A 26,135-nucleotide genomic window follows, 5' to 3' on the forward strand; every position below is an offset into this window, starting at 1 on the left:
TCTTGTCAAACCTTGGTCTTCGCAGCCCGAAACCTCCCCAGGCCCAGAAACACCAGGAACAGAAGGACGTCCACACACATCAGCCACAATCTCACTATCACCGAGACGAGGACCAGTTCGTTGCGATTCGAGACGAAGCCTGCGGTCTCGAGGAACACCAGTTCCCTGATGCCTATTCCTCCCGGAGTTATCAGCGCAAGATAACCAGCAAGCCACGAAACCGTATAGGTAGCACACATCTGCAACGCGTCCAGCCCGCTGGTATGAGCCCAGGACTTTAGCAGGAAATGCCAGGCCAGGATGTAGAAAGCCCATCCGCTGACAGTCACGATGAACAGCAGCAGGCATTTCCCAGCCGGGAGACTTCTTCCGCTTACCCCGTCGATTGCGGACCTTATTCTGGAGCCCTCGTGCAGGAGTTTTTCCGAGACCTTTCGGACAGGGAGGAGATAGTCGTTCCTGAACAGTACCAGGATGATCAGAAAGAGAACCATAAGCAAACCCGGAACTGCGATCCCGGACCAGATAGGTGCCAGGATCAGGGCTGCGGACACCAGGAGGGCGGCCGTAGTGCTGAGGACCATCAGATCGATGTTGGACCTGACGAGCGGACCTGCTCCGACAGTTTCCTTCGCGGCATTGTACTGGTAGACGACACCCCAGAACCGGCCGGGAAGGTAGCGGACGATTTGCCCGGTAAAGAACAGCTCGAAGACGACGGGGAACGGTACTGCCTTCCCCTTCTGTGCCGACAGGAGTATCTGGAAGGATGCGGCGTTGTGAAGGGAGCCCACAGCGCAAAACAGGAATGAAAGCAGGAACATCACCGGCGATCCAGGAACAAGGGAGGCTTCAGTATCATCGACCGCATTCACGAAGAGCACACAGATCCAGGCAACAGCCATCAAGGCGAGAACAAGACCGGTGATCCGCCTCAACCTTCCGAGATTCATCCCGAACCCTTCAGGAGCCGAAGCATCATCCTCGCGACCCAACGGCTCCTGAGCCCCGGTAACCTGAAATCATACATCGCTACGCAGTCGGCATTCTTCAGAAACCCGACAGCGTCACGGATGCGGACGGACCTGTCATGCCCCGCGGCCGCCATCAGAAGGCGCTCGGCGTTGACCCATGTGCATCCCGCCGCTGCGTGTGAAGAGGAGGCAGGCTCCGCTCCCAGAAGAGCCCTGTAAGCCTCGCGGCCCATGGCAAGACCTGCTCGGAACGGCAGCAGCACCTGGAGCCAGGGTCTCGGATTCATCTCGATCAGCCGGAGCCGCCCCTCCTTGTCTGCTAGAAAAGGAAGCTCTGCCAGCCCTATCAGACCCGTCTCCTCTGCTATCCTGCCGGCGATGACGTCGTGAGCTGAAGGATCGAGTGTCTCGACCACGCAGGCCGTGCCACCGTTCAGAGGGTATTTGACTCGTTCTGCCGCTCTTGTTACGAGGAGCCCTCCAAGCGGACCCCTGACGCAGTGGAGCAGCTCCTCGCCATCCGCTGATCTTTCGAGCCGCTGCTGGATGATCCAGTTCCTGCACAGACTCCAGCTCCCAGAGATACGGGTCTCGAAGGCGGAAGGGCTCTCCTCCGGCGGAGAGACGAAGAGCTTTGCTCCCCGCAGTCCGAGCTCCATCGAATAGGGTTTGAGGGATGGCTTTGCCACGATGTCGCCTCCGAGCGAACGCTTCGCCTCGGAAGCCTTGGCGGGGCTGTCGGCCCTCGCCCACGGAGCGAGGATGTCATCGAGGCCTCTGCTCCTGAGAAACTCGAAGAGCTCGCACTTGTCCAGTCCACCCATTTTCAGATGCCTGCACCTGCCTGTTTCGACGAGATCATCGAAGAGAGGCAGGAACTCCAGCAGGAGCCGGAGACCGCCATCCTCGGTCGCGAAAACCGGCAGAGGAGATCCATACCTGCTGCACAGCCCCTCGAGGATTCTGCGGAGCTGCCCGGCCGTCTCCTCGGGTTCCACTGGCGGCCATTGCAGGATGGTGTGCGAGATGCAGCCGCTCTGGTTCGCGAGGATGCTTCTTCTGCCGAGGGAAACAATCGCGTACTCGAGACCGAAGTGAGCAAACTCCTCCGCAAGGGATGCCGCGACTATCTCGCTGCCGCCGGATATCAGGACTGCAGGCCTGATATGCATCTGCGACGTATCGGCGATATGCATGTCGTCTCTCATGGCCGACTCCGGGAGAATGCGCCGAAGACTGTGCACGACACCGTGACCCTGCCATCGGAGTGTCCCATCGCCATGCTGTTCCAAGATTTACTGCCGGAGATGCTGCGAAGGAAATCGTGCATGCTCAGAATCATCATCCTTTTCAACGGGCGACTCACTTCTCGGTCACAATCGGAATCCGGATGACAGCCCTCTATTCCAGGGTATCTATCAACAACTGCAAGTACGCCTTCGTGCGGCCGCTACGAGTGAGCTGCCCGCCGGAAACCGGAAGCCGGCACGGAGCAGACCGGCCTCCACGCAAAGATAGGCCCCGAGCACCGAGCTGACAAAACGGCCCGGTCTGAACTCCCTCTCGTCGATTGAAACATTTCTGCCGGCCCCGTGAAGGTTTCTCGAAACAGCCAGGAATGGAACAGGTGCCATCATGAAGTGGCTGCAGAAGACCGCCTCGAAACCGCTGTCTCCTAGCAGGTTCAGCAGAGAACGCCTCGTGTAGCGCTTGAAGTGCCCGCAAGCCGTGTCATATCTGCTCCAGAGCGACGGCATGGCTGGCACGGTGACTATCAGCAGCCCATCGGGCGCAAGGGCCTGCGATGCCGACACCAGTACACCGCGGTCGTCACCGAAGTGCTCCAGGACATCCAGAATCAGCAGGGCGTCGAAGTACTCTCGGAACGGCGGAGCGGTAATGTCCGAGCGAACCAGCACAACGCCCCGAGGACGGGCCGAAGCTGCTTCGGCCAAGGTGATGTCCGTGCCCACAACCAGAGACGAGCCTGCGGATCGTGCGATCGCCGCGGAGGACCAGCCGGTGCCGCATCCTTCGTCGAGCACTGATGCGGATGTTTTCGCGAGCTTCCGCAGGAGATGCGCGACGAGTCCGGCCCGCGCACGGAACCAGGGATGCGTCTCTTCGGCCCTCTTGAGTAGTCCGTGCAGGGCGGGGTCGTAGCCCAACAATCAGGTCCCGGAGTCCAGGACCGCTCCTATGACGTCATCCTGCTCGGCATCGGACATCGACGGGAAGAACGGGAGTCTGAGGAGACGCACGCCGGCCGACTCGGCCACCGGGCACTGACCCGGCCTTCCACCAAACGAAACGCCCATTCTCGACAGGTGAAGGGGCTGATAGTGGAACACCGCGAGTATGCCCCTCGCCGCGAGATGTGCGATGAGTCCGTCGCGGGAGGCCTTGTCGGGCATGACGAGCGGAAAGAGGTGCCAGGCCGGGTCGCAGTGGGCCGGCACTTCCTGGAAGCGGACCCCCCTGGTCGAGACCCACCCGGCCAGGCCTTCGGTGTACCTCCTCCAGATGGCCTCCCTGCGCCGCTGGATCTCCCCTGCAGCCTCGAGCTGGGCCAGCAGGAACGCGGCCAGCATGTCCGACAGCACGTAGCTGGAACCCAGGTCCACCCACGTGTAGCGGTCCACCTGGCCGTCGAGGAACCGCGCGCGATCGGTTCCCTTGTCGCGCAGGATCCGCGCCCGCTCGAAGTAGCGCGGATCGTTGACCAGGAGGGCTCCGCCCTCGCCGCAGGTGATGTTCTTCGTCTCGTGGAAGCTCAGTGTCGAGAGGGGCGCCATCGAGCCCAGACCCATCCCCCGGTACCTGCCGAACAGGCCGTGCGCGGCATCCTCGATCAGCACGGCACCGCATCCGCCTGCGATCTCCGAGAGCCTGTCCATCTCGCAGCCCACGCCGCCGTAGTGCACCGCCACGATCGCACGGGTGCGGGGCGTGACCAGGTCTTCGACGAGCGATTCATCGATGTTGAGCGTGTCGGGCCTGATGTCGGCGAAGACGGGGACCGCCCCCCGCGAGGCGAAGGCCAGCGCGGTGGAAACGAAAGTGTACGAGGGGACGATGACCTCGTCACCCGGTGAGAGGTCGAGGAGGTAGGCGCACATCTCGAGGGCGTGGGTGCAGGAGGGGGTCAGGAGGGCGTGCGGGGCTCCCGTCACAGCCTCGAGTTCACTCTCGCACCTCCGGCAGAACGGGCCGTTGCCGGCCACGAAACCGTTCTCGACGGCCTGACGGATGTATTCGAGCTCCCGGCCGCCCAGCCCGGCCCTGTTGAATGGAATCCTGTAGGTCGTCACGTCTTCGGCCCGAGCGAAGGCCAGTAGTGGAACCAGATCCCCATCCTGTCGGTGACGAACCCGAGACGCTCGTAGAATCCCATGGCCCCGGCGGTGCCGGCCTGTGTCACCACGGAGACATGCGCGACGCCGGCATCACCCAGGATCCTGGAAGCCGCCGAAACGAGCGCCTTCCCGAGCCCCGCGCTCCTGTTCCCGGGAGCCACGCCGAGGAGCTCGATCACACCTTCTCCAGCCCGATCCCGCACCGCACAGTACCCCCCGGGTCTGCCGGCATCCCCGGCGACCAGCAGCGTACAGCGGGGATCGGAGAAGCACTTCCGCATCCAGTACGAGAACATGGCCGACGCTCTCTTCCTGCCGAAACCCGGATCGACGAAGAATCGCGAGGAAGTGTGGTTTTCCGTCGCGAGGTCCTCGAGCAGGGGGATGTCTGACGGGATAGCTCTCCTGACCGGTCCGGCGGTCTCTGAGGCAGGGATCCTGGCAGTTTCGACCCTCATCTCCGCACGGATCCCCGCCGCGCGCATGCCTAGCCCGTGAGCCGACCCGAGGCTCGGGCCGTCTCCGGGGTCGGCCAGGAAGTAGAGGCAGTCGACCGCGTTCGACGAGCACCATGACTTCACGCTGGCTGCCTGGGCCGGCGTCATCCCCACACGCGCATATCTGGCGATGCGGAGCCCGAAGAAGGACGAATCCCATTCCAGCATCGAGCAGAGCCGCGTCACTCCGCGGACCATCCCTCTCCGCCGGTATCCTCGACGGCCGTGTACCCGGGAATGCCCATCAGCCTGAAGTGCATCCTCGCTATGTACTCGCCTATCACGCCGAGAGAGAAGAGCTGGACTCCCGAGAAGATGGAGATGATGGACGCGAGGAACGGGAAGCCCGGAACGCTGCCGCCGTTCTCGAAGTACCGGAAGAGCACGTACAGAAGCACTCCCACGCCGAAGATCATGAAGGCGAACCCCGCCATGCTGGCTACCTCGAGCGGGATGGTGGAGAAGCCCGTAATCATGTTGAAGGCGTGCGTGAAGAGCCTTCCGAAGGTGTAGTGCGACCTGCCGATCCGCCGGGGCTCGTGCCTCACGGTGACGGCGCCGAAGCTCCTGGTGCCCCATGTCAGGAGCACGTCGATCGAGCAGTAGGGCCCGCCGTGGGATACGAACGAGTCGCGCAGGGCTGTGCGGAAGGCCCTGAAGGCGCTGACGCGGGAGGCTGTGGCTACGCCCATCGACCTCTGGAGTACGGCCTTAGTGAGCTTCGAGGCCATGTCGCGCGGGAGGCCGTGCCTCTCCCTGTCGGGCGAGCCGTAGACGACGTCGAAACCCTCCTCGAGTTTCGCGAGGAGCCTGGGGATCTCGGAAGGAGGATTCTGCAGATCGTCGTCGAGCGTGACTGTCACGGAGAAATGCGCCGCCCTGATGCCGCAGAGGAGGGCGTTGTGCTGGCCGCTGTTGCGCGCCAGGCGTATGCCCCTGATCCGCGGGCCGGCTTCGGAGAGCTTCCGGATCGCGCCCCAGCTCCCGTCGGTGCTAGCGTCGTCCACGAGCACCAGTTCCCAGGGAACGCCGATGGAGGACATCGCCTCCGACACGGCACGGGCGAGGCTCCCGAGCGAGTCGCGGCTCTCGTAGACCGGGACGACAACGGAGATCCCAGGCGGCAGACCGGTCATCCCTCCCCCTTGCATACGGGTCTCGACTGGAGTCGAACCTCCAATTGATGACTCCACCGCACTGTCTGCGCAAGTACCCTCTGGCTTGCGGGGACGGCGCGGGACAGCCATAGTGCGGAAGGCGGTCCCGTTGCCGCCAGGATCCGGCGGGAGGGCGGGATGCGCGTTCCCAGAGTCTTTTCTTCCGTTCTCGTAGTTCTGGCAGGCACTCTCGTCGCCCTTGCAGCGGCCGAGGCCTTCCTCAGGCTGGCCTGCTCCCCGCCTGTCGTCACCAGCGGATGGGTGTGCTCCTCGTCCGTGCCCCGGCAGGAGAGGAACCAGCTCGGATTCCGCGGGCATCCGATCGGGTATTCGGACAGCACGACGGTTCTCGTGCTTGTCGGCGACTCGCAGGTGGAGGCGACTCACCTCGCATGGGACTGGATGCCGGAGTCACGCCTCGAGCACCATCTGGAAGAGATCCTGGGCCGCGATGTGGAGGTGGCATCGGTTGCGGCCCAGGGCTACGGACAGGATCAGGAGCTTCTGGCCCTGGAGTACTACTTCGAGGATTTCAGGGCCGACATGGTGGTGGTCTGGGAGACGCCGGCCAACGATTTGTGGAACAACACCTTCCCGACGCACTGGCCCGCGGATGGCTGGGCCAAGCCCACATTCTGGCTCGAGTCAGGGGAACTGGCCGGTCCGTGCGAGAATCCGGGCGATGCTCTGCCGGTCCCTCCTCTGAGGATTGTCGCCCTTCTCGAATCGGCTCTCGGCAGGCCTTCGAGGGACGGCGCGTGGGAGGCGAGGCTCCCTGCCCCCTACGGTCCGGATTCGACATGGCAGGGTCCGGCGAGGCAGGAATGGCAGGAGAGGTGGAACACGGATCTCGGTCTGATGAGATTCGAGAACCTCGCCACGGAGAAGAGCCATCTGGCCGTGTACCTCACCCCGAGGAGCCCCAGGATGCAGTATTCGGTGGATCTGACCAGGCTCCTGCTGGATCGGATCGACTCGCTCTCCCGATCCAGCGGAGCCTCGGCGGTCTTCTTCGCGGCCGAAGGTCCGCCGGACCCGACGGGAGACGTCGAGGAGGCCACGTATGTTCTCAACGGCCTCTACTATCACGTCGCCAGATCCCAGTATGAGCGGAACGTGCACGACTCCAACTCGGACGTGTCCTTCCTGGAACTGCCGATACGCATCGAGGACTGGAAGATGGGGCCTCTCAACAGCCATCTGAACGAGCATGCAACGGATCTCATGATGGAGGATCTGGCGCTGCGCCTGGCGCCGATGCTCGCGGACTCCAGCCCGCCGGATACCGAATGATGCTGTGAAGGAGACGGCCGGAAGGCCGCCGGGTCACTCCGGTCCGGCGGGGGATCCCGAGAGGATACGCATCTCCTCGGCCAGTTCCCCGACGAGAGCAGGCGCGGCGGGATCCTGCGCGGCTTTTGTGAAATAGCCTGCTGCGAGAGCGTACTCCATCCTGTGCTCCGCCAGGACTCCCCTGTAGTAATCCATCTTGCCGCCCCAGCCCTGCGAGGCACTGCGGGATGAAAGCGCGGGCGAGAGCAGCATGGGGATGGACAGGAGAGCGGCGGGCGCGAATCTGCTTCCCCTGAAGAGCGTTGCGACGACAAGAGTGGTTGCTGCAACGAGCAGCACGACGCCGGGCAGGTCCGCGATCCATGTCGAATGGTGCCCGTCGAGGAGCATGCGCAGGCTGATCGTGACCTGCGGGAGCGGGACGGCCTGCTCGACCGGGTGCACGGGAAGGTGCATCTCGCCCAGCAGCCCCAGAAACGTCTGTATGACGCCGGGGATCAGGAGGAATGCAGCCGCCCATCGCGCCCGGCTGCCCCGCTCCGCGAAGCGCGAGAGGCCGAGTGCGGCGAAAGGGATCACCGGGATGAGGTATCGCGGCCCGAAGGCCCATCCCTGCGTGCGGGTGTGGAGTGCCGAATAGAGGACGACGTAGACCGCCGTCATGACGAGGCCCGGGTCGATCCTGATCCTGCCGGCCCCGGTTCTCGAGACGAGACCGGCGATGCCCGCGGCGATCCAGGGCATGTAGAAGAGCAGCCCCCTCTCGGGGCTCGCGAGCAGGAACAGGAACCGCCCGGCATCCGGGGCGGTGAAGCCGAAGAAGCCGGTGTGAAGAGCGGCGAAGGCTTCGCTGGCCTCGAGGGCGTAGCCCATGCGGAAGGGACTTCCGAAGCAGGTCGAATTGTACGCCATCTGGGGGGCGAAGGCGGCCGCGGTCATCAGAACGGCGGCGAGGATGCCGGAAGGCTTCCACCAGGAACGGGGGCGGAACAGGACGAGGACTGTGTACAGCAGGAGAACGGTGTAGTCCATGGCGGAGGCCAGCGCACAGCACGCGTCGGAGGCCCTGAACCGCCCCTCCTGCTGGAGCGAGTATCCCGCGAACAGCATGGCCGCCGCCGGGACATGGGAGTAGAGGACGGTCGAATAGGGCAGCATGATGCTGCCCAGTCCCGCGGCCGCGACGGCGGGGAGAGGATCGATCCCCTCGCGGGATGTCCTGCGCGCCAGCAGGAGGAGCAGGAGGAGGAGCGAACCCGAGACCAGGAGTCTCTCGCAGACGTACCTGGCCGGGTCGAAGAGCCCCAGCGGGATCGTATGGGCCCTGCCGATCCCCAGGCTTTCGAGGACCAGTGCAGGCGGGACGCAGGCAAGAGACAGCAGGGCCGACTTGTCGGAATAGGAGTGGCCCTCCCACACGGCCCTGTCGGAGGTAAATGCAGAGTACCGGTCTATGACGGTCGTTCCATCGTCGACGACGCTCCTCACGAGCGCCCAGCGCGAGACGACGTGGTCGTAGGGATATGGGTTGAACGTGAGGAGAGAGGCCAGCACCGCCGCCAGCACGGCAACCGGCGCGGGCCGCCTGCCCGGGAGAAGAGCTCCGACTGTGAGGGATCGACGATTCATGGCATCAGGATATAAAAGCCGGGCCCGACGGGCAACGGGGCCGCAAAAGGGAGCGGCGGGCCCGGAGGCCCGCCGCAGGCGACAGTCAAGCGGAAGCTACTGCCAGCTCTGGATACCGTCGACGACCGAGCCGTGATCCTGCGGAAGCCCAGCACCACCCGTAGGGCAGTCGATGGTGTAGACACCGGCGGCGACGGTGTAGCCGTAGTCACTGCCGGCTGGATCCTGCGGGCACTCCATCAGTGTGGCGTTCTCCATCAGGTCGGACGACACGAAGACGGCCAGCGAGCCCCAGCTGTTGTAGGTGCCGTAGTACATGGAGGCGCCGGTTGCAAGGCTCCTCATGTTGCTGCGGCAGGAGGCCATCTCGGCGGTCTGCTTGACGCTGCCGAACTTGGGGATGGCGATGGCGGCGAGGATGCCGATGATCACGACGACGATCATGAGCTCGATGAGTGTGAAGCCTCTCTTCATCTCGAAACCCCTTTCACGGTTGGGAAACACTGACGAACAAAGAGCAACAAAGGCACCATCGGCATATTACCGGGAGAATCGTCTGTAAAAGTACGCGTTTCTTCCCTCGTCGGACACGATTCCCCTCACGAGATGCAATCTGCAACCCGGAGGGCCTGTTGTCCAGCATCGGATCACCAGCTCGAGATGCCCGAGACGAACGAGCCGTGGTCCATGCCGGGGACGGGACAGGCGACCAGGTACTGCTCCGCCGCCGGCAGTTGCAGCGTGTAGATGCCGATGGCCGGGCGCGCGGGGCAGCGGACCTGCCCGGCGTTCTCCTGGACGGCGAGCAGGCTGGTCATGTCGGCGGTATAGCTCCCGTAGACGCCGAAGTAGATGGACTCGGCGGTCGCCAGCGTGCGGATGTTGCTGCGGCACGACGATCGCCTGGCCGACTCCTGCACGTTGTTGTAACCCGGAATGGCGATGGCGGACAATATCCCGATGATCACCACCACGATCATGAGCTCGATCAGCGTGAAACCCCTCTGCATGCCTCACCCCCTATGGCAGTATATGAAGCATAAAACATTCCTGATTATTGAATCACTCTCGCAGCCGCTGTTTCCAAGACTGCCGGAAAAACCGGAGGCCGTTCGTCCACCTGCGGCTTGCGCTATGCAAGCCTATCGGTCGGAGAAGAACTCCCTCTGCGGGTTGTTCCGGATCGTCATCTCGACGAGCCTTGCGACGACCACCTCGCGGGGCGTGCCGGGCCCGCCCGCTTCGTTCAGGCCTCCGGACGTGTCGAGATCGGGGTTGTAGCGCATCGCCAGATGCTCGAACCACGGCGAGAAGTTGCCCGTGGAAAGCAGAACGGCATCGGGGCGGAGGTCCCTGCCGTACTTCTCCATCCAGCAGCCGTAGAGCATGTCGTTGTCGGAGATGAACAGGCCTGCGTCCAGCGGAGCTGATGACACGAAGGCCTCGACATCACCGCTCTGATCAGGCAGCGGATCGCCGGGAGAGACGAGCGGCGGCAGGGCCACGGCAGCGGCGAGCGCCAGCGAGGCGGCCCGCGGCAGTGCTTCGCAGGCCGCCGCGGCGAGGGCGCACAGCACGAGGAGGGACAGCCACCCCGTCTGGGAGGTCCCCGAGGCCATCGGGTTCACCAGCAGTATGAATGCGGCATCCAGCGCAAGCAGGATACCGAGACGGAGCAGTTTCCTGCGGGAGGAAAGGGCGAGCAGGACTGCTCCGGCGGCGGCAGGCAGCATGAACGCCGGCCACAGCATGCCGCGGAGCACGGACAGATGTCCGAGGAGAGCCGCTGCACCCGGGCTCCCCATGGAGGCTCCGTAGACCTCACGATAGCCCGCCGCGCTCACCTGTGCGATGAACTTCGAAAGCACGCCGGGCGAGCCCCAGTCGACCGCGCAGCCCGCTGCCGACATCACCGGCAGTGCAAGATAGATGCTCGCGCCGATCAGTAGCCCGCACAGGGCGGCGAGGATGCTCCCGCGGCGCCATGAGAGGGCCGCGGGCATGAGCACGCCGGCCGGGTGGACCGCTATTGAAAGGCCCGTGAGATAGCCGGACGAGAGCCCTGAGAGGCCCTCGGACGCCAGAGCGACCGTGAAGAGAAGGAAAAGAAGCCCGTAGGCGTCCCAGGCCAGCACTCTCTCGCGGAAGGACGGCATCGCCATGACCGCGAGAGCCATGGCGAGCCCTGTCACGCCCGACCGCCTGAAGAGCAGCAGGAGGGAGACGGATGCGCACAGCGCGGCCAGTACGGCCGGCCCCCTCTCCCCCGGGATCCACGACACTCGGAGCAGAAGTGCCAGGAGGGGCATGCCCGGGGGGTGCATGGTCCCGCCCAGGCGCGCTACGGTGATGACCTCGCCACCGTCCTCGACGGGTATGCCGGTCTGACCGAGCAGGAATCCCGCGACGAACAGGATCGTGAAGGTGAGGAGCGGATGCGGGATACGCCGGAAGAGCGGCCTAGTCAACCTTTCCGCCGCCCCCCCTGCGGGAGTACCTCTCGAGCTTCCTGTGGAGGGTGCTCTCATCGATCCCGAGCATCTTCGCGGCCAGCTTCTTCTGCCCCCCCGCCCTGTAGTCGAGCACGAAGCGGATCCAGGCCTCCTCGACCTCGTGCAGGGCCGGGATCGAGCCCGAACCCTGGAATGCGGATGCCTGGCCGGTCTCTTCCGTCGTGCCGTCGTCCTGCGAAGCATCCGCGAAAGCGGCCGGGGGTTTCTGCTGCGCCCCGGAAGCCGTGAATGTGTCGGGCAGGTCGCGCAGGGCCACGCTGTCGCCGCGAACCATCACGCAGAGGCGCTCGACGAGGTTCTCGAGCTCGCGGACGTTACCCGGCCACGGGTACTGCTGGAGGGCCTTCATCGCATCGGGGGCGAACTTCTTCACGGGGGCCCCGAACTTGGACGCATAAAGCCTGTTGAAACGCTCGACGAGCAGGGGTATGTCGGCCGCCCTCTCCCTGAGTGCGGGGACGTGCAGGGGTATTACGTTCAGCCTGTAGAAGAGGTCGGCCCTGTACTCCCCCGCGTCCACCCTGCTCTTGAGGTCTACATTGGTGGCTGCGATGAGCCTCACGTCGAAGGGGACGGGCTTGGTGCCGCCGACCGGGAGCACCTGCCTCTCCTGGAGGGCACGGAGCAGCTTCACCTGCAGGTCGCGGTCGAGCTCGCTCACCTCGTCGAGCAGGAAGCTGCCGCCGGACGCCGCCACCAGCAGCCCGTCCTTGTCGCGGTGTGCGCCGGTGAACGATCCCTTCACATGGCCGAACAGTTCGCTCTCGAGGAGGGTGCTGGTGAAGCTGCCGCAGTTCACGGCGAGGAAGGGGCCCGAGGATCTGCGGCTGTTGTAGTGGATGGCCCGCGCCACCAGCTCCTTGCCCGTGCCGCTCTCGCCCGTGATGATGACGGTGCTCTCCTTGTCGGCCACGATGCGGATCTGCTCGAGGAGCTGGAGCATCACGTCGGTCTTGCCCGCTATCTCGCTGAAGTCGAAGCTCGTCCTCACCTGCCGGCGGAGGATGCGGTTCTCGGTGAGCACCTCGCGCACCTTGAGCGAGCGTTCGAGCGAGAGCATCAGCTGGTCCACCTCGAAGGGCTTGATGAGGTAGTCGCTGGCGCCCTGGCGCATGGCCTTCACAGCGCTGTCGATGCTGGAGTAGGCGGTCATCACGATGCCCACGAGTTCGGGGTTCAGCTTGCGCAGGGCGGCCAGGAGCTCTATGCCGTCCATGCCCGGCATCCTGAGGTCGACGAGCGCTATGTCGGGCGAGCGCCCGGCGGCGTGCTCCAGGGCCTTGAGCGGCGAGGTGAAGCACTGCACCTCGAAGCCCTTGCGCGACAGCAGGACGCTGAGCCATTCCAGCATCGAGGGCTCGTCGTCCACTATCATCAGCCTGAGCTGCGGCGTCATGCCGTGGCTCCCGTCACCGGGAGGTCCACCGTCACCATGAGGCCTCCTCCTTCCGGTGATTCGAAGGTGATCGACCCGTCGTGCTCCTCGGCCACCCGCCTGGCCACGTACAGGCCCAGCCCCGTGCCGAACTCCTTCGTGGTGAAGAAGGGTTCCGAAGCGCGGGCGAGCTCCTCGGGCGGCATGCCCGGGCCGTTGTCCCGGAGCGTGATCAGCACCCTGTCCTCCTCGCGGGAGAGGCCGATCTCGACCCTGCCGCCCTTTACAGTGTCGAGCGCCTCGGCCGCGTTGCGCAGGAGGTTGTCGAAGATCTGCGCGAGCCTCTGCTCCTTGCCCCTTATCGTTATCTCCGGCATCGAACCCATGGCTACGGTGATGCTGGCGGCGTAGCTGTTCCTGGCGCCTTCCACCACGCCCTTCAGCAGCATGTCGAGGCGCAGCTCGGTCTCCTCGCGCATCCTGCCGCCGCGCGCCACCTCGAGATAGCCCTCGATGATGTCGGAGGCGCGCTTCGCCTGGTCGATGATCATGTTCACCATGCGTGCCTCGCCCTGCTCGTCCATGTCGCGCGACCGGATGACCTGGGCCGCTCCGCTGATGGACGCGAGGGGATTTCGGATCTCGTGGGCCATGGTGGCCGAGAGCCTGCCGACGACCGCCAGCTTCTCGCGCTCCTCGAGCCTGCTCCGGAGGTTCCTCACCTCGGTCACGTCGCTGAGGACGGCCATCGAGCCGGGCTTCTCGGAGTATGAGTCGTGGAAGACCCCCATCCTGCATTCCAGGATCTTGTCGTCTGTCACCAGGTCGATGTTGTCGGGGAAGGTGCCGGCCCTCTGGTAGCCCGCGAGAAGCCTGTACAGCTGCGTCTTCCTGACGGCGTGCTCCCAGGGGTCGCCGAGAGAGAGCATCTGCCTGAGAGACGAGTTGCCGCCTATCGGGTCGCCGGATGCATCGAGCACCAGTATCCCGTCTGCGAGGTTCTCGAGTATCTCCCTCGATCCGGCACGGTTCGCCCTCACGGCCTCCAGCACGTCCTGGAGCCTTCCCGACTGCTTCCGGAGCAGCTCGGTCAGGTACCCCGAGACGATGCCGATCGAGAGCAGCAGGAGCGCGTGCAGGAAGACCCTGAGCGCGATGTACTGCCCCGACAGGTCGGCGGAGGCCTCGAGCCCCAGCCGGGCGATCATGGCGCTGCCGTCCGAGGGGCCCATCCCGGCCAGCGACAGCATGCCTGACGTGGAGAGGATCAGCGTATCTATCATGGCCATCCAGGCACCGCCCCGGACTCCCAGCAGGTAGCCGGCGAGAAGGGTGTGGAGCAGGAAGACCATGGCGAACGGGCCGTCCATGCCGCCGGCGAAGTGCATCACTATCCCGATCACCACAGCGTCCAGGCAGCAGAGGATCCACACCGGGAGGGCATGCCCCGGCCTCCTGGCCGAGGCGAGGGAGAAGAGGACGCTGTTGCCGACGAGTATCGCCGCGGCGACGAGATAGGCGCTGCGCACCTGCTCGGAACCGAGCACCGCGATGCCGAACACGCAGAGCGAGCCCAGCACGGAGAGGCGCCCCACCTGGAGCCAGGTGAAGCGCCTCACTCTTCCGCCGTTCCCGCCCACGGGATCAGGACGCTCCGCTACTGCGCCCCCACCGCGCCGATGAGATCGAAGATGGGCAGGTACATCGCGATGACCATGCCGCCGACCACCGCACCGAGGACGACGATCATGATGGGCTCGAGGATCGATGTGAGGCCGGCGACCGCGACGTCGACCTCCTCCTCGTAGAAGTCGGCTATCTTGAGCAGCATCTCGTCGAGGCCGCCCGTCTCCTCGCCGACCGCGATCATCGATGTGACCATGGTCGGGAACACGCCCGACGCCTCGAGCGGGTTGGAGATGTTCTCGCCGCCGGAGATGCTGGTGCGCGCCTGCATGATGGCGTCGGCCACCACCCTGTTGCCCGCGGTCTTGGACGTGATGCTCAGGCCGTCGAGGATGGCGACGCCGCTCGACACCAGCGTTCCGAGGGTCCTGGTGAACCTCGCGATGGCCATCTTGCTCTGGAGCTGGCCGAAGACCGGCATGGACAGCTTGATCTTGTCGATCACCTTCTGCCCGGAGTCCGTCTTGTACCACGCCTTGTAGCCGACGATCAGGGCGATCACGCCGATGATGATGAAGACGATGTTTCCTATGAAGAACTTGGACAGGGCGATGACCAGCTTCGTGGGACCCGGCAGGTCGCCGCCGAGGTCGGCGAACATGTTCTCGAAGATCGGGATGATGAAGATGAGCATGACGGATATGACCAGGGCCAGCACTATCATGACCACCATCGGGTAGAGCATTGCGGTCTTGATCTTGGACCTCAGGCTGGCCGACTTCTCGAGGTGGGTCGCGAGCCTTGCCAGGATGGTGTCGAGGATGCCGCCCTGCTCGCCTGCCGACACCATGTTGACGTAGAGCTCGTTGAAGATGGAGGAGTGCCTGCCCATGGCCTCCGCTAGCGTCCCGCCCTTCTCGACGTCGGAGGTCAGCTCGCCGATCACGGAGGCGAATGCCTTGTTGTCCTGCTGGCGCCCGAGGATCTGGAGGCAGTTCACCAGCGGGAGGCCCGCGTTGATCATGGTCGCGAACTGCCTCGTGAAGGTGGCGAGCTGCTTGTCGGTGATGTTGTTGCCGAACTTGCCCAGCTTGCTGAGGTCCATCCCCTTCGAACGGACCTTCGCGTTCGACACCCCCCTCTTCTCGAGGAGATCGGCCGCGTCCTTGCGGGTTGCCGCCGTTATCGTCCCGGAGAGGGTGCGGCCCTGCTTGTTGGATCCGGACCACAGGAATTCAGGCATCGCAATCTCCCGTCATCTATAGGACCTCGCGACCCGTTATCATCATCTGTTCCAGCTCCACCGGGTCCGGCGACCGCTCCAGGGCCACCTCCTTCGAGATATCCCTCTTGGCGTAGAGCTTGTACAGAGCCTGGTTCATGGTCTGCATCCCGAACTTCTGCCCGGCCTGCATCATGCCGTAGATCTGGTGGAGCTTGTCCTCGCGGATCGCCGAGCGGACCGCGGGCGTGCAGACCAGGACCTCGGCCGCGAGCGACCTCCCCGTACCCCTCATGCGCGGCACGAGCTGCTGGGTCATCACGCCGAGCATGACGAACGAGAGCTGGCTCCTGACCTGCTCCTGGCTCTGGGGCGGGAAGGTGTCGATGATCCTGTTGATCGACTCGTAGGTGGAGTTGGTGTGCAGCGTTGCGAGAGTCAGGTGGCCCGTTTCGGAGATGTTGAGCGCCACCTGCATGGTTTCCTGGTCGCGCATCTCGCCTATCAGCACCACGTCGGGGTCCTGCCTGAGCACGTAGCGGAGGGCGTGGGAGAAGCCCTTTGTGTCCTCGCCTATCTCCCTCTGGTTGACTATGCCCTTGTCGTGGTGGTGGACGTACTCGATCGGGTCCTCCACGGTGACGATGTGGCAGGGGCGCGTCGCGTTCACCTTGCGGAGAATGGATGCCAGCGTGGTGCTCTTGCCGCAGCCCGTGGGGCCGGTGACTAGCACCAGACCCTGCCTCTTCTCGGCCAGGGTGCCCACGACGGGCGGCAGCCCCAGCTCCTCGAAACCGAGGATCTCGTACGGGATCACCCTGATGGCGCAGGCCACGCATCCCCGCTGGTTGAAGACGTTGGCCCTGAACCTCGACAGACCCTTGATCCCGAAGGCGAAGTCGAGCTCCTTCTCCATCTCGAAGCGCTTCTTCTGTTCGTCGCGGAGGAGGCTGTAGACAAGATCCTGCGTGTCCTGCGGGGTGAGCGGGTCGTACTCCATGCGCAGGAGGTCGCCATCCACCCTGATGACCGGAGGTGCGCCCACCGTGATGTGGAGGTCCGTGGCCCGCCTCTCCATCATCTCCTTCAGGAGCTGCTTGATGTTCATGCCAGCCGGCCTTTCTTCTCTTGTGCGCCCGGAACGACCTTGGGCTTGATCTCCCCGCTCTCCACCCTCGCAAGATACCGCTTCCTGGCCTCCTTGACCTCCGTCTCGTCGTCCGCCGTGACGCGGTTGATCTCGTCGAGGGTGGAATTGCCGTTGCGCATCTTGTCCACGGCGTCCATCCTGAGGGTCCTCATGCCGTTCTCCACGCCGATCACCCTCAGCGCTCCCGTGGCCACCTTGTCTATCACGGCCTGTCTCACGAACTTGTCGATGGTCATGACCTCGTAGATGCCCGTGCGGCCCTTGTACCCGGAGCCGTTGCAGGCCTTGCAGCCCTTGGCGATGAAGGTGTTGGCGCCCCTCAGCTCCTCGGGGTCGATGCCCGACTCGATCAGCTCCTCCGGGGTGTGCGTGTGCGGCTCCCTGCACTTGGAGCAGACCTTCCGCAGGAGGCGCTGGGCCATGATGGTCCTGACCGCGGACGCCACGAGGAACGGCTTGATCCCGATGTCCACGAGCCTGTTGATGGTGCTTGGGGCGTCGTTCGTGTGGATGGTGGAGAAGACGAGGTGCCCCGTGAGCGCCGCCTTGATGGCGATCGAGGCGGTTTCGAGGTCCCTTATCTCGCCGACCATGATGATGTTCGGATCCTGCCTGAGGATGGCACGCAGGGCCGACGCGAAGTCGTATCCCATCGCGAAGTCGATCTGGGTCTGCAGGATGCCGTCGATGTTGTACTCGACCGGGTCCTCGGCGGTGATGATGTTGACCCTGGGCGTGTTGAGCGTGCTCAGGGCGGAGTACAGGGTCGTGGTCTTGCCGCTGCCCGTGGGCCCCGTGACGAGCACGATGCCGTACGGCGAGTTGACGCCCCTGAGGAAGTCGCCCAGGGCGTCCTCCGGGAAGCCGAGCTGCCTCAGGTCGAACTCGAGGTTCCCCCTGTCGAGGATTCGGAGCACGATCTTCTCACCGTTGACGGTAGGGACGGCGTTCACCCGGAAGTCGATCCAGCGGTTGTCGACCTTGGCCTTTATCCTGCCGTCCTGGGTCTTCCTCTTCTCGGCTATGTCCATCCTCGCCATGATCTTGAGACGACTGAGGATGGACGGCTGGATGTCCTTGGGCAGCCTGCGGACCTCGAAGCAGGTGCCGTCCCTCCGGTACCTGATCCTGAGGTACTTCTCGTACGGCTCGATGTGTATGTCGCTGGCCTCTATCTTGACGGCGCGGCTGATGACCTGCTCGACGAACTTGACCACGGGGGCGTCTCCCATGGCCGAATCGTCCTCCGTCAGGGCCTCCTCGTCCTCGTCGACGACCTCCAGGCTCTCGACGGTCTCGAGTTCGCTTTCCTTCTCGTCGTAGGTCTCGAGCTTCTCCTCCACGGTGACCAGGTCGTCCACCTTGCCGTAGAGCTCGTCGAGGCAACGCCTGACGGCCGACGGAGCGGAGGCGAAGACCAGTATCTCGCGGCCCACGGCGAACTTGACCTCGTCGACCGCGAAGAGGTTGCCGGGGTTGGCCATGGCGACGTGGACGTAGTTCCCCTCGTCGGCGATCGGGATGATGATGAACTTCCGGGCGGTCTCCTCGGGGATGACCTTGGCGAGCGAGGGATCGAGCGGGGTCTCGTTGAGATAGATCGGCTCGACGCTGTAGATCTCGGCCAGGAACTCGGTGACTATCTCCTCGGGCACCTTGCCGAGCGCCACGAGGCTCTCGGCCAGGTCGGTCTCCCCGGGCCCGAATTCGGCTATGACCGCCTCGACCTCGTCCGAGGTGACGATGCCGGCCTCGACCAGCATCATCCCCAGGCGGCTAAGCAAGGCTCGTCCAGCCCGGAGCGCCGGTGCGGCCTTCGTCAGGCCCGCTATTCGCCACCGACCGTACCCCTTATGACTTCCTCGAACGTGGTCATGCCGCGCTCGAGCTTCCTCAGGGCGGCCTCGCGCAGGTTGACCATGCCGGCGGCGAGGGCGGCCTTCTCTATCTGGATGCTGTTGGCGTCGCTCTCGATGAGCTGCCTGATCTCCTCGGTGACGGGCATCACCTCGAAGATCCCCTCCCGGCCCCTGTACCCGGTGTTGTTGCAGAAGTCGCACCCGGTGCCCTCGTGGAAGGTGAAGTTCGCGAACCGGGCGGGGTCGATGCCGGCCTCCACCAGGGCCTCGTCGGGCACGTGGACCTGCGCCTTGCACTTGGGGCAGATCCTCCGGATCAGCCTCTGGGAGCAGATGGCGATGAGCGAGGTGCTGAGCATGAACGGCTCGGTGCCCATGTCGATCAGCCTGTTGATCGTGCTGGGCGCGTCGTTGGTATGCGTGGTGGAGAGCACGAGGTGGCCGGTCAGCGCCGCCCTGATTGCGATCTGCGAGGTTTCCTGGTCCCTTATCTCGCCGACCATGATGATGTCGGGGTCCTGCCTCAGATAGGCCCTGAGCGCGGATGCGAACGTGAGGCCGATCTCCTCGTTCATCTGGACCTGGTTGATGCCCTTCAGGTTGAACTCGACCGGGTTCTCGGCGGTCATGATGTTGACGCCTATGTCGTTCAGCTCGGTGAGAGCGGAGTAGAGCGTGGTGGTCTTGCCGCAGCCCGTGGGCCCGGTGACAAGCACGATACCGTACGGGCGCTTGATGGCGCGGCGCAGCTCCTTCAGGCTCTCGTCCTCCATGCCGAGCTTCTCGAGGTCGAGTATGACCTTGCTGCGGTCGAGCAGGCGGACCTCGACCTTCTCGCCGAAAAGGGTGGGCAGGGTGGCGAGACGCATGTCGACGAAGCGGTCGCCCACGCGGATCTTCTGCCGGCCGTCCTGCGGGAGGTGCCTCTCGGCGATGTTCATCCCGCCCAGGATCTTGAGCCTGCTGACTATGGCGGACCGGTACTTGCGGCTGGGGCGCATAACCTCGTGGAGCACGCCGTCGATCCTGAACCTGATCCTGATGTACTTCTCGAAGGGCTCGAAGTGGATGTCGCTCGCGCCCCGCTTGACCGCGTCGGCGATGATGCTGTTGACGAGCTTGACCACGGGCGAATCGGCCACGAGGCTGGAGATGTCCTCCTCCTCGACCGTCGTCCCGTCGTCCTCGTCCATGACCATCGACTCGAAGACCTCGTCGCCGACGAGGATGTTCTCGGACGCGATCGCGTCGCCGGGATCGTCCTTCTTCTCGACGATCGACTTCTGATCCAGCGACACGAGGGCCTCGGTCTCGGGGTAGAAGCGCCTTATGGCCCTGATGATCATGCTGGATGCGCAGATATGGGGCTCTATCTCGAGCCCGATGGAGAATCTGAGGTCGTCTATGGCGAAGAGGTTGTCGGGATCGGTCATGGCGACGACGAGGACCTTGCCGTCCTTGCGGATGGGCACCACCTCGTACCGCCTGGCGACCTCCGGGGGGACGAGCTTGATGATGGCGTTGTCGACATCGACGTCGTCGAGGTTGACGCTCTCGACCCTGTGCTGTTTCGCGAGGTTCTCGTTCAGGTCGCTCTCGGCGATGGCCTTTATCTTGACGAGGTTGAAGCCCAGCCGGCCGCCCTCGGCACGCTGCTGCTTGAGTGCCTGCTCGAGCTGATCGCGGGTGATCAGACCGGCTTCGAGAAGCATCTGGCCGAGTTTCAAGCTGGTCCAGCCCCTCTCTGTGGATGCTGCGGCGAGCGCATGACCGAAACGTGCGCGCCGCGGACGGGCTACCCCTGCACCGCCGGCAACAACGGTCTCGTTCCATGAATTTTCGCTGTCTGGAGGGGCTCTGTCAATGAACGGGAGGGCTGCGGCTAGAAGTTGATCGTCACCCAGACGTCCAGGCCGACGTCCTTCTGGTCGTAGACCGAGTTGACCCTGTCCGTCTTCCAGCCGTAGATGGCGGTCATCCCAGCGGTCACGGTGCCGAAGTCGTAGTTCGCCGAAGGCTCGATCCTCCATTCCACCCTGTCGCTCTGCGTCTGGTCCTCGTAGCCGGGGATCTCTATGAAGGAGGACGTCCTCGACCTCGTGATCTTCAGGGCGGTCGTGAGATCGCTCTGGAAGCTGACCCTCAGGCGGTCGAGGAGCGGCAGCGGGATGGCGATGCCGCCGGGGGCGCTGAAGGCGTACTGCACGTTGAGCTGGAAGCTGTTGCTGTTGCTCCTGGTGCGCGCGTTGGTGCCCGTGAAGTTGCGGGTCGAGGTGGTGGTGAGGTTGTTCGAGAACGTGACCTGGACCTCGTTCTTCAGCGTGCCCGTGACGCTGAACAGCGGCGCCCACCTGACCGACTCTGTCCTGCTCGTCGGTATGTACTCGTCCTCCTCGAAGCGCCCGCTCTCGCTGGTCTCGAACCTGTAGCCCGTGCTGAGGCTGCCCGAGCGCAGCAGGCCGGCCAGGGGCCTGAAGCGCTCGAGACCCGTCCACGACAGGGACACGGATGGCCAGGTCTTCGAGATCTGCCTGTTCCAGTAGCCGGAGTAGTAGTGGCGGGTGTCCGTGCGCGAGTATTCCGACCGGAACGCCATCGTCGTGAAGAAGCGCACCCCGCTCGAGACCTGCAGGTTGTCGCTGGTCGTCCTGTCGTATGGATCGATCCCGTCGAGCAGAGGCTCGAGGCCGAACCTGTAGGAGTATCCCGGATAGTAGCCGAGCTCGTTGTACTCGGTCCCCACCGTTCTCGAGAACACGATCGTCGGATCCGTCACGTTCCCCGCCCACCTGTCGAGCTTCGAGAGGATCCAGCGCGGGCTCCCCGGGGCTGCCTGCTCGTCGAAACGCTCGTCCCGCAGCCTGGCCAGGGATCTAAGGGCCTGGACGAGGCCGAGGCGGAGGTTCAGCCGCCTCGTCGCGGAGACGGCGACGTCGGGGCTCCCCAGCGAGTCGCTCCCGGAGGCGGTATGGGGCGCGAGCCTGCTCGAGTTGTACACCGCGTCGTAGCTCAGCCTGGGTATGACGAGGCGGAAGAAGTCGAAATCCTGGGAGAGGCTCAGGCTCTGGTTGCGGTTCGTCTCCCTGCCCGTGTTCATCGAGAGGTCGCCCTCCCACGGATACAGGAGGTCCCTGCCGACGCCCAGGGAGAAGGAGGAGCTCTGCCCCTTCCAGAACCCGAAGGAGAGCGAGAAGCTCGTCCCGAGGGTCCTGGCCCTGGTGTTCCGTGTCTGGACCGTGTCCTCGTCGCCCAGCTCCCACCTCGTATCCCACGAGTTCTGCCTCACCACGTCCCATGCGATCCTCGTGGGCCACGGGCTGAAGAACTCCGCCACGGGGAGGCTGAAGAGGCGCATCTGCGGAAGCGGAAGGTCGTACTGCACCTCGCCGCGGGCCGACTGGAGCGAATCCATGTAGGTCGGTGACCTGCCGTTCGAGACGCCATAGGAATGGCTGAACTGCCATGGGTCGAGGATGTACCGCGAGAGCCCCGTGGACCCCGACCTGTTGCGCCGCAGCGTCAGGCCCGTGTCCCACTCGTCGGTCTGGGTGCGGTTCTCCCAGGCCTCTTCGCCCTCGAGCCTCCTGTCGGAGCTCGACTCGAACCGGGGTTCCGAGATCTGCCTGCTGATGGCGAAGGTTGCAGGCATGGAGAGATACCAGGTTCTCGGGGTGAACTTCTCGGCGTAGAGGGTGACATCGGAGGCATAGCGGGTCGTGGTGCTCCCCTGACCGCTGGATGCGCCCAGGCCGTGGAAGTCGGCTCCCATGCGCCTGTAGTCACCGGTGAGACGCACCAGGTCGGCCATCTCGACGGTCGTGCTCAGCCTCCTGGCCAGATCGGGCTCGCTGTAGGGCCCGAGGAGGACGATGTCGTCCATCCAGGCCTCCGTGGAGAGGACGAGGCCGGTGTCGTTCCTGATGCCGGCACTCAGGACCATCACGTCGGAGAGGCTGGGGTTGCCCCTCACCGCGATGTCGCCCAGCCTCAGGTAGGGGAGCCCCCGCTGCTGCTTGAGCTCCCTCACCGCCGTCAGGTCGTCCAGGTCGACCTGGACCTCCTGCCAGCCCGGCTGGAGCTGCGTGCTGACCTCGTAGTAGTTCAGGGTGTCCCTGCCCAGCCTGAAGAAGAACTCGCCGGCGGCCGCGAGGTCGCCGTGGACCGGGTATCTCACCGTCCGGTAGGAGGTGTAGTCCTCGGAAGAGTAGTAGTACTGGGTCGCCATGGCCTCGTGCCCCGGCAGGATGCCGGCCACCTCGATCGCGATCGACTGCTCCAGCTTGATGTCGCCGTTGTCGTCGCGCCCGGGGCTGACTCCGGGGGGCGGGTCGTCGTGGTACTCCTGGTTGTCCTGGTTGTTGACGGTGGAGACGACCAGTTCCTCGCCGGGCATCGCGGGGACTCCGATGCTGTCGAACGGGACCACGGCGCAGGGCTCCCAGCGGTTCCCGACTATCTCGAACTCGTATACGTCGATCGTGTCCTGCTGTGTGAATCCGTCCATCCAGAGCCGCGCATAGCAGATCTTCTCCCAGGTGGGTTCCGACCCGGAGGCCTGAGGGACAGTAACAAGGGTGGAATCCGAGAGCGGCACCTCGATCAGGACCCATCCGTTCTCGTTCGGCCCCGAGATGAAGTAGTCGGGATCGTCGAGCGGGATGGTGATCCTGAAGAACGAGCTGGTCCTGTCGAGCATGCCGTTCCTGTTCAGGTCCTCGGTGTCGAGCTTCGTGTTCCCCTGGGTTCCGTTTCTCCCGGCGTATCCGTTTGTATTGTAGTTGTCGCGGTTGGGGTCTCCCCCTGCCGGCGGGAACTCCTCGTCGTCCATGAGTCCGTCGAGGCCGGTATCCTCGCTCGAACCGGTCGTGATGTTCAGGATCCCGTCGCCGTTGGCGTCCTCGGTGTCCAGCTCTCCGTTGGAGCGAAGCTCGAGGACGTCCCCGCTCCTCTCGAGCCAGTACGAGTCCTCGTCGATCCTCTCGCCCAGGTCGAGGTAGAGGTTCGCGTTCTGCGCCGACCCCGTCGCCCTGACGTACAGCCTGACGTGGGTCTTGGAGGAGAAGTCGAGCCCGTAGGGATCGAGACATCTCATCACGCCGCCCCATGACGCGGGGTTGTCCGCAGCCGGCGTGAAGGTCATCTCCATCACGGTGCTGACCCTCTCGCCCTCCTGGGCCTCGGGGGGGTTCTCCATTATCTCGCCCAGCGTGGGCTGGTCGATTCTCTCGAAGTTGTACCACGAGAGCCCGCCCGGCGGGTTGATGAGCGGGGAGAAGCCGCCGGGGGCGCTGGAGAAGTGCCAGTCGGGTCTGGAGGTGCTCAGGGGCAGGGAGGATTCGGTGCCCTCCATGTCGTCGATGTAGGCCTTGTTCCTGGTATTGGCGTCGGGGAAGCTGGCGGCAACCTCGCCCGAGATGACGAACCTGCTCCCGGCGTCGGTGCTGATGCCCGGCAGCAGGTTGACCGCATCGGTCAGGAACACCGGCTGGGCCTCGAACCTCGCGTCCAGGTCGGTTACGAGGGTGCGCGTCGGCTCCTCGCCCACCCTGGGCCGGTCGTCGGGTGTCGAGGAGTTCTCGAACATCGCCGTGGCTCCGATCCATGTGCCGTCGTCGATCCCGTAGACGGCCCTGGTGCCGAAGAGGGTCTTCTGCTGGACGGCCATGAAGGGGAGGTACTCGAACCTCACGGTGAGCACGTTGTCGGGATTCTGCGCGAGTTCGGCGTACTCGCCCATGAGCGTCAGGATGCCCACCTCGTAGACGATCGTGTAGTCGACGTCGCGGGTTAGCGGCTGGGCGATGCCGTCGACGGTGAGGGTGACGACCTCGCTGCCCGAGACGATGCCCATCCTGCCGAGCGAGAACGTCGTGGAGGCCGCCCTGTACTCGACCGCGATGAAGTACCTGCTGTCGGCTGGTTCGGGGTTCCTCTCGGAATAGACGAGGGGGTTCTCCACTTCGAGCGAATCGCTCTCGAAGGGCCTGTAGTCAGGGAACACGAGGTATCCGTTGTCCCAGTCGACGGCGTTGTCCTCGTCGATCAGGCTTCCGTCGCCGTTGGTGTCGAGGCCCAGCAGCTCGATGAAGGGCACCCCGTTCTGGGTCGAGACCGGGTCCTGGCCGGGTTCGGTCAGGCAGATCGAGCAGTCGAAGCTCTCGGGCACTATGTTGTTGGAACCCAGGAAGTACCTGTTCCTGAGCTCGTAATGCCACGTTGCGTAGCTGGGCAGCGGGTTGCTCTCCTTGATCAGCTTCAGATCGAGCTCGCCCGGCGCCATGCTGCCGTAGGTCACGCCGTCGGCGACCATGCAGACCGCGAGCATGTGGTTCTCGTTCACGGGCGAGTTGAACATCAGCGCGGTGCCGCCGTCTACAAGGACGTAGTCCTCGTCGGGCCCGGGGTTGAGCTGGTCCCACCAGCCCGATCCGGAGGAGTCGGGGAGGAACCAGGTGCCCTCCAGGGCGCCGGTCTCGTCGTTGTTGGTGCCGTCGAGGTCGTCCCTGAAGACGGTGATGCTAGTGATGACGGGCTGGTAGGCCGAGTCGGGGAAGGTCAGATAGAACACGTTCTCGGCGGGATGGATGTCGAGGATCGAGTCGGTGACCATCTGGGCCTGGCCCACGAACTCGGCGGACTCCGTGGAGCTCGCCTCCTTGCTGGCGATGGTGGTGATGTCCACGGGGCCGACCTGCGAGACGACCTTCGCCCCGAAGAGGCCCTCGTGCGGGATGCTGTAGGAGACGAACTCCGGTCCGGTGATCGAGAGGCTGACGTCGCCCATCTCGATCGACTGGATGATCTCGTCCTCCCAGCCCTCGTAAGCCAGGCGGATCCTGTTCTCGGGCTCGTATTCGCGCTCGGAGTTGTGGTCGACCTCGACGTGGATCTTCTCGCCGATGGTGCCGTTGAGCTGGACGGCCAGCTCCTGCTCCATCCTCAGGTCGGGGAAGAGCGAGCGGCTCTCCCCCTCGACCTCGACGGCATTGGGCCTGTAGTGGGTGATCCCCGACAGCGTGATCTTCTGATGGCCCGAGATGTCGAGCTGGCCGCCCTCTCCGATGGTTCGGGCGAGTATGGGCGGCATGTCGATGGGCAGATAGATGGTCGGCAGGAGGGAACCCTCCTCCCGCGAGCCGAGTACGCTGGATTCGCGGAAGGAATCGCGCAGGGTTAGCCTTGTCGACCCCAGCACCGACCTGTCGAGAACGGACGTGATCCGGCCGGACGACATCCTGGTGCAGGGAGTCGAACCGATGTATGCGCGCCAGGACATGAGCCCGTTCGAGACCGAGGGGTAGAACCGGATCGAGACACCCTGGATGGTGTAGAGCCTGGGCAGGGTGTCGGCGTAGACCGAGTACGGATCGACCGGGAAGAGGGACGGTGCGGAGATGGAGGCCCCGGCCGCCTCGCGGGGGAGCGAGAGCAGGGCGATGCCGCACACGAGGATCCGGCCGATGCGTTTCACAAGCACAGATACT

Annotated in this window: 17 protein-coding genes and 1 pseudogene; 1 reads left to right on the forward strand and 17 read right to left on the reverse strand. The window is 64.5% G+C overall.

From position 1 onward, the window contains the following. Window positions 1–5: 5 nt before the first annotated feature. The 6 genes from QUS11_01600 to QUS11_01625 form a co-directional block, all read right to left on the reverse strand. A complete protein-coding gene (locus QUS11_01600; protein ID MDM7991986.1) occupies window positions 6–953 on the reverse strand; it encodes a hypothetical protein in 948 nt (315 codons plus the stop codon). Then, entirely contained in the window at window positions 950–2,182 is a 1,233-nt protein-coding gene (locus QUS11_01605) for a hypothetical protein (protein ID MDM7991987.1), read from the reverse strand. The genes QUS11_01600 and QUS11_01605 overlap by 4 nt, the downstream gene beginning before the upstream one ends. 210 nt (window positions 2,183–2,392) lie before the next feature. After that, the gene (locus tag QUS11_01610; GenBank protein ID MDM7991988.1) at window positions 2,393–3,142 is read right to left on the reverse strand and encodes a class I SAM-dependent methyltransferase; all 750 of its coding nucleotides are present in this window, start codon (window positions 3,140–3,142) and stop codon (window positions 2,393–2,395) included. 3 nt (window positions 3,143–3,145) lie between these two features. Beyond that, entirely contained in the window at window positions 3,146–4,285 is a 1,140-nt protein-coding gene (gene rffA / locus QUS11_01615; GenBank protein ID MDM7991989.1) for a dTDP-4-amino-4,6-dideoxygalactose transaminase, read from the reverse strand. Next, window positions 4,282–5,025 carry a GNAT family N-acetyltransferase gene (locus QUS11_01620; GenBank protein ID MDM7991990.1) on the reverse strand — a complete coding sequence of 248 codons (744 nt, stop codon included), beginning with the start codon at window positions 5,023–5,025 and terminating at the stop codon, window positions 4,282–4,284. Before QUS11_01620 ends, rffA begins: the two co-directional genes overlap by 4 nt. Further along, complete coding sequence (locus QUS11_01625; GenBank protein ID MDM7991991.1) at window positions 5,010–5,963, reverse strand: glycosyltransferase family 2 protein; 954 nt, start codon at window positions 5,961–5,963, stop codon at window positions 5,010–5,012. The genes QUS11_01620 and QUS11_01625 overlap by 16 nt, the downstream gene beginning before the upstream one ends. A 159-nt stretch (window positions 5,964–6,122) precedes the next feature. On the opposite strand from QUS11_01625, the gene QUS11_01630 reads away from it, so the two are divergent. Continuing rightward, window positions 6,123–7,277 (forward strand): hypothetical protein, encoded by a 1,155-nt coding sequence (locus QUS11_01630; protein MDM7991992.1) that lies wholly within the window; start codon window positions 6,123–6,125, stop codon window positions 7,275–7,277. A 33-nt stretch (window positions 7,278–7,310) separates the two neighbouring features. Here QUS11_01630 and QUS11_01635 read toward each other — a convergent pair whose 3' ends face one another. The 11 genes and pseudogenes from QUS11_01635 to QUS11_01685 all read right to left on the reverse strand — a co-directional run bounded on the left by QUS11_01635 (window position 7,311) and on the right by QUS11_01685 (window position 26,128). Beyond that, complete coding sequence (locus QUS11_01635; GenBank protein MDM7991993.1) at window positions 7,311–8,906, reverse strand: hypothetical protein; 1,596 nt, start codon at window positions 8,904–8,906, stop codon at window positions 7,311–7,313. Window positions 8,907–9,002: 96 nt separating this feature from the next. Next, the gene (locus QUS11_01640; GenBank protein ID MDM7991994.1) at window positions 9,003–9,380 is read right to left on the reverse strand and encodes a prepilin-type N-terminal cleavage/methylation domain-containing protein; all 378 of its coding nucleotides are present in this window, start codon (window positions 9,378–9,380) and stop codon (window positions 9,003–9,005) included. Between the two features lie 446 nt (window positions 9,381–9,826). After that, window positions 9,827–9,916 (reverse strand): annotated as a pseudogene (locus QUS11_01645) (prepilin-type N-terminal cleavage/methylation domain-containing protein). Between the two features lie 132 nt (window positions 9,917–10,048). Continuing rightward, window positions 10,049–11,374, reverse strand: a complete 1,326-nt coding sequence (locus tag QUS11_01650; GenBank protein MDM7991995.1) for a hypothetical protein — start codon at window positions 11,372–11,374, stop codon at window positions 10,049–10,051. Further along, entirely contained in the window at window positions 11,367–12,815 is a 1,449-nt protein-coding gene (locus QUS11_01655) for a sigma-54 dependent transcriptional regulator (GenBank protein ID MDM7991996.1), read from the reverse strand. The genes QUS11_01650 and QUS11_01655 overlap by 8 nt, the downstream gene beginning before the upstream one ends. After that, window positions 12,812–14,434, reverse strand: coding sequence for an ATP-binding protein (locus QUS11_01660; GenBank protein ID MDM7991997.1), 1,623 nt, complete (start codon window positions 14,432–14,434; stop codon window positions 12,812–12,814). The genes QUS11_01655 and QUS11_01660 overlap by 4 nt, the downstream gene beginning before the upstream one ends. Window positions 14,435–14,451: 17 nt before the next feature. After that, window positions 14,452–15,663 (reverse strand): type II secretion system F family protein, encoded by a 1,212-nt coding sequence (locus QUS11_01665; GenBank protein ID MDM7991998.1) that lies wholly within the window; start codon window positions 15,661–15,663, stop codon window positions 14,452–14,454. A 16-nt stretch (window positions 15,664–15,679) separates the two neighbouring features. Continuing rightward, window positions 15,680–16,750 (reverse strand): type IV pilus twitching motility protein PilT, encoded by a 1,071-nt coding sequence (locus tag QUS11_01670; GenBank protein MDM7991999.1) that lies wholly within the window; start codon window positions 16,748–16,750, stop codon window positions 15,680–15,682. Continuing rightward, window positions 16,747–18,576 (reverse strand): ATPase, T2SS/T4P/T4SS family, encoded by a 1,830-nt coding sequence (locus QUS11_01675; protein MDM7992000.1) that lies wholly within the window; start codon window positions 18,574–18,576, stop codon window positions 16,747–16,749. The genes QUS11_01670 and QUS11_01675 overlap by 4 nt, the downstream gene beginning before the upstream one ends. A gap of 44 nt (window positions 18,577–18,620) precedes the next feature. Next, window positions 18,621–20,363: a type IV-A pilus assembly ATPase PilB gene (pilB, locus tag QUS11_01680; protein MDM7992001.1), complete on the reverse strand. Its 1,743-nt coding sequence runs from the start codon at window positions 20,361–20,363 to the stop codon at window positions 18,621–18,623. 170 nt (window positions 20,364–20,533) lie between these two features. Next, on the reverse strand, window positions 20,534–26,128 hold the full coding sequence (locus tag QUS11_01685; protein ID MDM7992002.1) for a hypothetical protein: 5,595 nt from the start codon (window positions 26,126–26,128) through the stop codon (window positions 20,534–20,536). Window positions 26,129–26,135: the final 7 nt, after the last annotated feature.

Source organism: Candidatus Fermentibacter sp. (assembly GCA_030373045.1).
Lineage (GTDB): Bacteria > Fermentibacterota > Fermentibacteria > Fermentibacterales > Fermentibacteraceae > Fermentibacter.

What these genes read in the sequence shown, in the direction of transcription:
- QUS11_01620 (MDM7991990.1), bottom strand. Translation starts at nt 5,025, where the DNA reads ATGGTCCGCGGAGTGACGCGGCTCTGCTCGATGCTGGAATGGGATTCG.
- QUS11_01655 (MDM7991996.1), bottom strand. Translation starts at nt 12,815, where the DNA reads ATGACGCCGCAGCTCAGGCTGATGATAGTGGACGACGAGCCCTCGATG.
- pilB (MDM7992001.1), bottom strand. Translation starts at nt 20,363, where the DNA reads ATGCTTCTCGAAGCCGGTCTGATCACCCGCGATCAGCTCGAGCAGGCA.
- QUS11_01600 (MDM7991986.1), bottom strand. Translation starts at nt 953, where the DNA reads ATGAATCTCGGAAGGTTGAGGCGGATCACCGGTCTTGTTCTCGCCTTG.
- QUS11_01665 (MDM7991998.1), bottom strand. Translation starts at nt 15,663, where the DNA reads ATGCCTGAATTCCTGTGGTCCGGATCCAACAAGCAGGGCCGCACCCTC.
- QUS11_01635 (MDM7991993.1), bottom strand. Translation starts at nt 8,906, where the DNA reads ATGAATCGTCGATCCCTCACAGTCGGAGCTCTTCTCCCGGGCAGGCGG.
- QUS11_01625 (MDM7991991.1), bottom strand. Translation starts at nt 5,963, where the DNA reads ATGACCGGTCTGCCGCCTGGGATCTCCGTTGTCGTCCCGGTCTACGAG.
- QUS11_01605 (MDM7991987.1), bottom strand. Translation starts at nt 2,182, where the DNA reads ATGAGAGACGACATGCATATCGCCGATACGTCGCAGATGCATATCAGG.
- QUS11_01640 (MDM7991994.1), bottom strand. Translation starts at nt 9,380, where the DNA reads ATGAAGAGAGGCTTCACACTCATCGAGCTCATGATCGTCGTCGTGATC.
- QUS11_01630 (MDM7991992.1), top strand. Translation starts at nt 6,123, where the DNA reads ATGCGCGTTCCCAGAGTCTTTTCTTCCGTTCTCGTAGTTCTGGCAGGC.
- QUS11_01670 (MDM7991999.1), bottom strand. Translation starts at nt 16,750, where the DNA reads ATGAACATCAAGCAGCTCCTGAAGGAGATGATGGAGAGGCGGGCCACG.